This window comes from Ilumatobacter sp. (assembly GCF_041688325.1).
GTDB lineage: Bacteria > Actinomycetota > Acidimicrobiia > Acidimicrobiales > Ilumatobacteraceae > Ilumatobacter_A.
Genome location: NZ_JBDNIJ010000214.1, coordinates 1 through 7,943, shown reverse-complemented (window position 1 = coordinate 7,943; position 7,943 = coordinate 1). Strand labels below are relative to the sequence as shown.

Sequence of the window (7,943 nt, the reverse complement as noted above, 5' to 3'; positions counted from 1 at the left end):
TGGATTCGACGGCAGAGTAGCGATCATCACCGGCGCCGGTGGCGGCCTGGGTAGGCAGCACGCACTGATGATGGCAGCACGTGGTGCACTGATTGTGGTGAACGACCTCGGCGGTTCTGTCGACGGTTCGGGCAGCGACAAGGGCGCCGCTCAACTGGTCGTCGACGAGATCACCGCAGCCGGCGGCGACGCCGTTGCCAACACCGATTCGGTCGCGACGTCTGAGGGCGGCGAGTCGATCGTCAAGTCCGCCATCGATGCCTACGGCAAGATCGACATCGTCATCAACAATGCCGGCATCCTCCGCGACAAATCGTTCCACAACATGACCCCCGATCTGGTCGACCCGGTCCTCGACGTCCACCTTCGCGGCGCATTTAACGTCACCGGCCCGGCCTGGAAGCTGATGCGGGAACAGGGGTACGGCCGCATCGTGTCCACATCGTCCGCTGCCGGCATCTTCGGCAACTTTGGCCAGGCCAACTACGGCGCCGCCAAGATGGGGCTCGTCGGCTTCACCAACGTGCTCGCCGTCGAAGGTGCGAAGTTCAACATCAAGGCAAACGCCATTGCGCCGCTCGCCTACACCCGCATGACCGAAGATCTTCTTGGTTCACTCGGCGAGAAGCTGCAACCCGAACTTGTCTCGCCGCTCGTCACGTACCTGAGCCACGAGTCCTGCGAGTCGACGGGCCGTACGTACTCGGTTGGCGGTGGCCGCGTTGCCGAAGTGTTCATCGCCGAGTGCCAGGGCTACACATCCGATTCGCTCACGCCCGAGAACCTGCGCGACAACTGGGACACCGTCACCGACCAAACCGGCTACGAGGTCCCCGCCGCCATCGCCGAAGAAACGGCAATGTTCCTCAAAGCCCTCAAGTAGGCCACTCTTCGCCGAAGGCGTGAGGTCAGCGCACCTCCCTCACGCCTTCGGCGCGTGAGAGGGTCTGTTTCTGACATGCTGTGCAGGTGAGCGACAACGATCTCCAGTACGACGAACAACCCGGCGGCGCTGGTCGCAACGGGCCCGGGATCTTTTTGGTGCTGACGATTCTCGTCGCAGCTGTCACCGCGGCGTTCATTGCGCAGAACCGCGAGCGAACCGCTATCGAGTTCCTGTTCTTCGACTTCAACAGTCGGACATGGGTCGCCATCGCCATTGCGATCGGCCTCGGCGTGCTGCTCGACCGGCTGTTCCTCGCCTGGTGGCGACGCGCTCGCAAGCGCAAGCACCAGCGCTGACCCTCGGCCAACTCTCGTCCAACCCGCGGCGATCACGATTGGCCTCGCGTGGTCTAACCCGACGATGATGGCGCCGTGCGGATCGAATCATCAGACGGTATTCAGGTAGCGGTTCACGAGTTCGGCGGCGCCGGCCGGACACTGCTCTGGTCACACGCAACCGGCTTCCATGCCCATTGCTACGAGCCGATCGCCCACCGACTTGGCGCCGACTTCACGTCCTTCGGCCTCGACCACCGAGGCCACGGCATGACCTCCCGGCCCGACGACTGGAAGGTCGACTGGTCCAAGTACGGCGATGACGCTCGGGTCGCAGCCGAAGCAATTGCGCCTGACGGCGGTCTTGTCGCATTCGGCCACTCAATGGGAGGAGCGTCGCTCGTGATGGCGGCTCATGCCCACCCCGGCCTCTTTGAGACGCTGGTCGTGTTCGAGCCGATCATCTTCCCCGCCCCCGACGTCGGCCCCAAGGGCGAGCCCACGCCCATGATCGCCGCAGCCCGCAATCGCCGCGCCACCTTCGACTCGTATGAGGCAGCGGTCGAGCGGTACTCGTCGAAGCCGCCGATGCAGTTCTTCGACCCCGACATCCTTCGCGCCTACGTCGAGCACGGCTTCGCCCCGATCGGCGGCGGAACTGGGGGCAACGGACCTGGCGGTGACGGAGTCGAGCTGCGCTGCGCTCCCGAGCACGAAGCGCGCACATTCGAAACCGGTGGCACCCATGGCTTCTGGGATCTCCTCCCCGAGGTCGAGACCAAGGTCATCGTCGTGTCGGGCAAGGTTGACGAGGAACGCTCTCCCGCCGGAATCGCCGCCAGCGTCGCCGAACGCCTCCCGAACGGCTCGTACATCGAACTGGAAGCCGGCAACCACCTCACGCCGTTTATCACTCCCGACGTCATTGCCGACCTGCTCCGCGACACCCTCGCCTGACAGCGATCCGGCGGTGACAGGCGATCTGTAGGGTGAGTTGCATGTCAGAAGCTGCCGTCGAGCCGGCCTACCCGGTACCGATGACACTCTCGCCATCGCGGGTTTCGTCGTTCACGTCGTGCCCGATGCAATTCCGGTTCTCCAGCATCCAAAAGCTGCCCGAACCGCCCGGCGTCGCCACCACAAAAGGAACCGTCGTGCACCGGGCCCTGGAGCTGCTGTTCGTTCGCTCCGCCGCCGATCGCAGGCCCGAGTCCCTCGCCATCGACTTGGCCACGGCGCTCGACGAGTATTTCACACATCCCGACTACGTGGGCCTCCAGCTCGACAACGCAGGCGCCACCTCGTTCCGTCGCGAGTGCGAATCGCTGATCGAGAAGTACTTCGGCATGGAAGACCCGCGCACCGTTCGCGAGATCGGCCTCGAACTTTGGATGACCGCCGACGTGGGCAACCTGCAGCTCCGCGGCATCATCGACCGACTCGAACTCGACGAGCACGGTGGGCTGGTCGTCACCGACTACAAAACCGGTCGAGCCCCGTCGGGTCGGTACGAACAGAAGAGCCTCGCCGGAGTTCACTTCTACGCGTTCCTCTGCGAGCAGGTCTTCGGCGTGGTTCCGTCAAAGATTCGCCTGATGTACCTCAAAACCGGCGAGACGATCGAAACCACCCCGTCTGCACAATCGGTCAGGTTCATCACGACCCGAACGAAGGCGGTGTGGGCGGCAGTCGAACGTGCGTGCACCACCGGCGACTTCCGCCCGAACCAGAGCAACCTCTGCAACTGGTGCTCATTCCAACGATGGTGCCCTGAATTCAACGGCGACCCCGCCCTGGCGGAGACCGAGGCCCGAGCCGCTTACGAGGCCTTACTCACGCCGACGCCGGTCAGCCTCGAATCCTGATGGCAACAGCAGACGCAGCGTCAGAATCGATTTCACCAGAATCGATTGCCGACCCACCGCTCGACGACGTTCCCGGCCAAGGTGCGTTCGGCCCCGTCGTCGATGCATTCGATCAACGTGTCGACAAGCTCCTCGAACAAGTCCGCGGTAACCCGATCGCCGACAAGGTGTTCACCACTGCCAGCCATGTCGGCGAGTTCAGCCTCATCTGGCACGCGATCAGCGTCACTCGAGGCCTCGCCAAGGGCCGCCGCGACCAGGTGGTCGTGCTTGCCGTCCTGATCGGCGCGGAAAGCCTCATCGTCAACCAGGGCGTCAAGCGCCTGTTCAAGCGCACTCGCCCCACCATCGATGGCGACGACCGGTTGAAGGTTCGCAAGCCGATGACCTCGTCGTTCCCGTCTGGGCATTCCAGTGCCGCCGCGTTTGCCGCCACGATGCTGACCGCATGGGATGGCAAGCGGATGGGCACTGTGTGGTTTACCGTCGCCGGCATTGTCGGCACAAGCCGCGCCTACGTGAGAATTCATCACGCTTCTGACGTCGTGGGTGGCCTCGTCGTCGGTCGCATTCTCGGCCTGATCGGCCGCCGTATTGCCCGGCGCCTCCTCCCCGCCTAACATTCGCCCCTCCCCAGCCACCCCTCCCCGCCGCCACCACCCAGCCACCACCCACGCTCCGGGGCCATGGAGCGATGAGTCCCGAGCACGCTCAGCCGGTCTGGCGCTCATCGATCGTGCCAACCACTGGGTTTGCCCGCATACCCTGAGCGCCAATGAGCGACATCGCGTACGGCAACAAGATGAGTGACGCTGAGGGTTTGATGTGGCGGCTAGAAAAAGACCCGCATTTGTCGTCGACGTTCGCCTCGGTAACGATCCTCGACCGCAAGCCTGACGTTGACCTGCTGCGCGAACGCTTGATCCGCGCCAGCCACCGCATGCCGCGCCTCCGCCAACGAGTGCAAACCGCGCCGGGCAATGTGAGCGCACCGACCTGGGTCGATGACTCTGACTTCGACATCAACCTGCACCTGCGCCGCGTCGCTCTTCCCAAGCCCGGCACCGAACGCCAACTCTTCGACCTTGCGACACTGCTGTGTGCCGACCCGTTCGACCGAACTCGCCCGCTGTGGCAGTTCACCGTCGTCGAAGGTCTCAAGGGCAACCGAGCGGCGCTGATCCAAAAGCTCCACCACACCATCGCCGACGGCGAGAGCGGCGTGAAGTTGTCACTCGAGTTTCTCGACTTCGAGCGCGATGCCCTCCAGCCAGAACCGCTCACACCTGACGAGATCGCGGCTGCCAACGAGGATCTCCGCGACAAGGACACCAAGACTGCTGACGCCGTGCGCGACATCCTCGCCGGATCGATGCGGCTGCCAATCGGCATCTTGAAGCAGGTCAAGGACCTGCTCTCCGACCCATCACATATCCCCGATGCGAGCAGCGCAGCAGCCAAAACGTTCCGCAGCATCATCAACCAGTTGGGCGACACCGACCCCGCTCGTTCACCTCTGTGGACGCAACGCTCGACGCGGCGCACCCTCGAACATTCAGTGGCACCGTTTGACGCGACGAAAGCTGCGGCCAAACGACTCGGGGGCACCCTCAACACGGCGTTCTTAACGATTGCGACCGATGCGGCCAGCGCCTATCACGTCGAACACGGCAGCCCTGTTGAGGCACTCCGGGCGTCGATGGCGATCAGTACTCGCACCGAGTCATCCGGTGCCAACGCGTTCTCGCTCGTGCGAATGCTCGTTCCGACCGGCGAAATGTCGCTCGACGAACGGTTTAGTGCAATCGACCAAGCATCGGCAGCCGCTGTCAGCGCCACGGGTGGCGCCAACCTCGACTCAATGGCAGCGGTAGCTGCAGGCCTTCCCACGTCACTGCTCACCCGAATGGCTCGCCAGCAAGCACAGACCGTTGACTTCGCCACCTCGAACGTGCGCGGGGCACCGATGCCGTTGTTCGTCGCGGGCGCTCAGTTGCTGCACAACATTCCGGTCGGCCCGCTCAGCGGCGTGGCGTTCAACCTGACCCTGCTGAGCTACAACGGCAACTTGGACATGGGATTGAACACCGACTCGGCAGCGGTCGATAACCCTGCGCTGCTGAAACGATGCCTCGACGATGCGATCGCTCGTTTTACGAAGCTTGCGAAGAAGTAGGCCTCGACGAGGCCGCCTCGTCAGACAGTTTCGCTGGCGACCGGTTCGATCGTCTCGATGACCACGGACGGCTTTTCGGCCTCGGTGGTCAGCAGTGTGCGGACGTCGAGCAGGAGGTCAGCGACCTCGCCGCTCGAGACGAGCTCACGCTGCATCATCCGAGAGAGTGCACCGTCGATAACACCGACAGCCTCGTTGATCACTGCGTCGTTGGCGTTGCGCTGATCAGTCATTACCTGACACGGTACCCGGCGATTGGACACCGAGTGTGCACCTGCTCCGAGTTCAGAAACCTGTCACACAATCGAAGCAGTGCGGACTTGACCTCAGCGCCCGTGTTCACACGGGATCGTCGCCGACCCCAGCGTCGGGCATACGATGCTGTGCTATGGATCTGCAAGGCAAAAACGTCGTCGTCACCGGTGCTGGCCGGGGTATCGGAGAGGCACTCGCACGTGAGTTCCATGCACGTGGGGCCCGGGTCGCAATCGCCGACCTCCGTGGTGCTGAGGCTGTCGCAGCCTCGCTCGATGGCGCCATCGCCTTCGTCGCAGACGTCAGCACCGAGGCGGGCAACAAGGCCCTCGTCGAAGGAGCAATCGAGGCAATGGGCCACGTCGATCTGTTCTTCGCCAACGCCGGCGTCGGCAACGGGAGCGACGTGCTCGCCACCCCGGAAGACGACTGGGAGTTGGCAATGAACGTCAACGTCCACGCACACCGTTGGGCCGCTCGCTACTTGCTCCCCGACTGGCTCGAACGCGGCGAAGGCTACTTCTGCTCGACCGCATCGGCCGCGGGTTTGCTGGCCCAGATCGGCTCCGGTCCGTACACCTTGTCAAAGCGGGCTGCTGTCGCCTTCGCCGAGTACATGTCGATCACCTACGGCGACCGCGGCATCAAGGTCACCTGTCTCTGTCCGCAGGGCGTCAACACCGCCATGCTCCACGCCGGCGACGATGCCATGTCAGGTGGCAACGTGGTCAAGGCCGCTGGCGATGTTCTGGAGCCGGCCGACGTCGCGGTGCAGGTCGCCGACACGATCGAGCAGGAGACATTCTTCGTGCTCCCGCATCCCGAAGTCGCCGGCTACATGCAGATGAAGGCTGCCAGCCCCGACCGCTGGCTCGGTGGCATGCGCAAGTTGCAGCGCACCGTCATGGGCGGCTGACCGCCCATCATCAGCATCATCATCATCATCATCATCATTGATTGCCCCGTTCGACCACGATGCAACGTTCGCCTGCCGCTCTTGCCCGTTTGGGCCTGCGAGTCGGTGAACCAATCCGTTTTCAACAAAACAGCAAGGGTCGTTGGATCGTCGGCAAAGTTGAGGGCATCGAGGACGACGGCAGCATTCAACTGCGCGACCCCGACGGCGCGACGCGATCACTGCGTGCCGAGGTCCTCGAGATTCGCCGACCGGGTTCACGGGGTCGCCTGCGCTGGTGCACCGTCAGCGATGTTGCCGTCACCTGGGAACAGCTCGAGATGTTCGAGAAACCGCCCGCTGTTGATTTGCCAGTCGGCAAGCACATCAAAATCCAGCGCGGTCGTCCAACTCTGTTCGACGACATCTAGAAATCACGTCGCGCCCGATCCAGGCCGTACTCGACCAAGGTGCTGAGCCCTGACCAGCTCACACCGGCATCAGCACCATCAGCGAAATCAGCGACCGCCGCTGACGTTCACCGTCGTCGCGGTGATGTAGGACGCCGCATCCGAAGCCAACCAGAGAATCGCCTGAGCGACCTCTTCGGGCTGCCCGCCTCGACGCATCGGCACACCGCCGGCGACCCGATCGACACGACCCGGCTCACCGCCGCTGCCGTGAATGTCGGTGTAGACGACACCAGGACGAACCGCGTTGACACGGATTCCCTCCTCGGCAACTTCCTTGCCAAGCCCCATGGTCATCGTGTCAATCGCCGCCTTCGAGGCTGCGTAGTCGATGTACTCGCCAGGGCTTCCAAGGTACGACGCTGCCGACGACACGTTCACGATCGAACCGCCTGCGCCGCCGTGGCGTGTCGACATGCGCTGCACTGCTTCACGGGCGCAGATGAACGAGCCAATCACGTTGACCTCGAACATTTCACGCCATCGCTCGACCGACATCTCATCGAAACGAACCTGGTCCCGCACTATCCCTGCGTTGTTCACCAGGCAAGCAATCGGCCCGAGTGCACCCACGACCTCGTCGAACATGGCAATCACGTCGGTTTCAGACTCGACCAGGGTCTGCACAGCAACCGCTGATGCCCCGGCCTCGCGACACGCGCTGACGACCGTGTCGGCGGCGTCACGGTTCGAGGCGTAGTTGACGGCGACGTCGTAGCCGGCTGCAGCAGCGAGTCGGCAAGTTGCTGCGCCAATGCCTCGGCTCCCGCCGGTCACCAGCATGACCGGCCGCGTCATGACTCGGCGATCCATTGCTGGATGATTCGCCCAGCAATCGAGATGTTCGGCGGAATCATCGGGAGGTCGTCCTTGCGGTACCAATTGGCATCCATGATCTCGCCCGCTTGACAGACGATCTCGCCGCCGGTGTAGTTCACGCGGAAGCCGACCATCAGGCTGTGCGGGAACGGCCACGGCTGGCTGCCAACGTAACGGACGTCATCGACGTCGACGCCGACCTCTTCCTTGACCTCGCGGATGACTGCACCTTCGAGGTCCTC

General features: G+C 63.5%; 11 protein-coding genes. 8 read left to right on the top strand and 3 right to left on the bottom strand.

Features of this window, described 5'->3' with window-relative positions:
• From ACH2EI_RS12355 to ACH2EI_RS12330, 6 genes are all read left to right on the top strand, one after another.
• A partial coding sequence (locus tag ACH2EI_RS12355; RefSeq protein WP_395160234.1) for an SDR family oxidoreductase occupies positions 1–883 on the top strand: 883 nt, incomplete at its 5' end.
• An 86-nt stretch (positions 884–969) separates the two neighbouring features.
• Positions 970–1,242: a hypothetical protein gene (locus ACH2EI_RS12350; RefSeq protein WP_395154583.1), complete on the top strand. Its 273-nt coding sequence runs from the start codon at positions 970–972 to the stop codon at positions 1,240–1,242.
• A 75-nt stretch (positions 1,243–1,317) separates the two neighbouring features.
• On the top strand, positions 1,318–2,178 hold the full coding sequence (locus tag ACH2EI_RS12345) for an alpha/beta hydrolase (protein WP_395154584.1): 861 nt from the start codon (positions 1,318–1,320) through the stop codon (positions 2,176–2,178).
• A 41-nt stretch (positions 2,179–2,219) separates the two neighbouring features.
• Positions 2,220–3,086, top strand: coding sequence for a RecB family exonuclease (locus tag ACH2EI_RS12340; RefSeq protein WP_395160232.1), 867 nt, complete (start codon positions 2,220–2,222; stop codon positions 3,084–3,086).
• Complete coding sequence (locus ACH2EI_RS12335; protein WP_395154586.1) at positions 3,086–3,706, top strand: phosphatase PAP2 family protein; 621 nt, start codon at positions 3,086–3,088, stop codon at positions 3,704–3,706. Before ACH2EI_RS12340 ends, ACH2EI_RS12335 begins: the two co-directional genes overlap by 1 nt.
• Positions 3,707–3,861: 155 nt before the next feature.
• Positions 3,862–5,262, top strand: a complete 1,401-nt coding sequence (locus ACH2EI_RS12330) for a wax ester/triacylglycerol synthase domain-containing protein (protein ID WP_395154587.1) — start codon at positions 3,862–3,864, stop codon at positions 5,260–5,262.
• Positions 5,263–5,282: 20 nt separating this feature from the next.
• Here ACH2EI_RS12330 and ACH2EI_RS12325 read toward each other — a convergent pair whose 3' ends face one another.
• A complete protein-coding gene (locus ACH2EI_RS12325) occupies positions 5,283–5,495 on the bottom strand; it encodes a hypothetical protein (protein WP_395154588.1) in 213 nt (70 codons plus the stop codon).
• Between the two features lie 155 nt (positions 5,496–5,650).
• Here ACH2EI_RS12325 and ACH2EI_RS12320 point away from each other — a divergent pair, with 155 nt between their 5' ends.
• Together ACH2EI_RS12320 and ACH2EI_RS12315 are read left to right on the top strand one after the other, a co-directional pair.
• A complete protein-coding gene (locus ACH2EI_RS12320; protein ID WP_395154589.1) occupies positions 5,651–6,433 on the top strand; it encodes an SDR family oxidoreductase in 783 nt (260 codons plus the stop codon).
• A gap of 59 nt (positions 6,434–6,492) precedes the next feature.
• Positions 6,493–6,843 (top strand): hypothetical protein, encoded by a 351-nt coding sequence (locus tag ACH2EI_RS12315; protein ID WP_395154590.1) that lies wholly within the window; start codon positions 6,493–6,495, stop codon positions 6,841–6,843.
• An 87-nt stretch (positions 6,844–6,930) separates the two neighbouring features.
• Here the strand turns inward: ACH2EI_RS12315 and ACH2EI_RS12310 are convergent, their stop codons facing one another.
• Together ACH2EI_RS12310 and ACH2EI_RS12305 are read right to left on the bottom strand one after the other, a co-directional pair.
• On the bottom strand, positions 6,931–7,695 hold the full coding sequence (locus ACH2EI_RS12310; RefSeq protein WP_395154591.1) for an SDR family oxidoreductase: 765 nt from the start codon (positions 7,693–7,695) through the stop codon (positions 6,931–6,933).
• Positions 7,677–7,943: NUDIX domain-containing protein (locus ACH2EI_RS12305; protein WP_395160230.1), on the bottom strand; the 267-nt coding region annotated here is incomplete at its 5' end. The genes ACH2EI_RS12310 and ACH2EI_RS12305, both read right to left, overlap by 19 nt.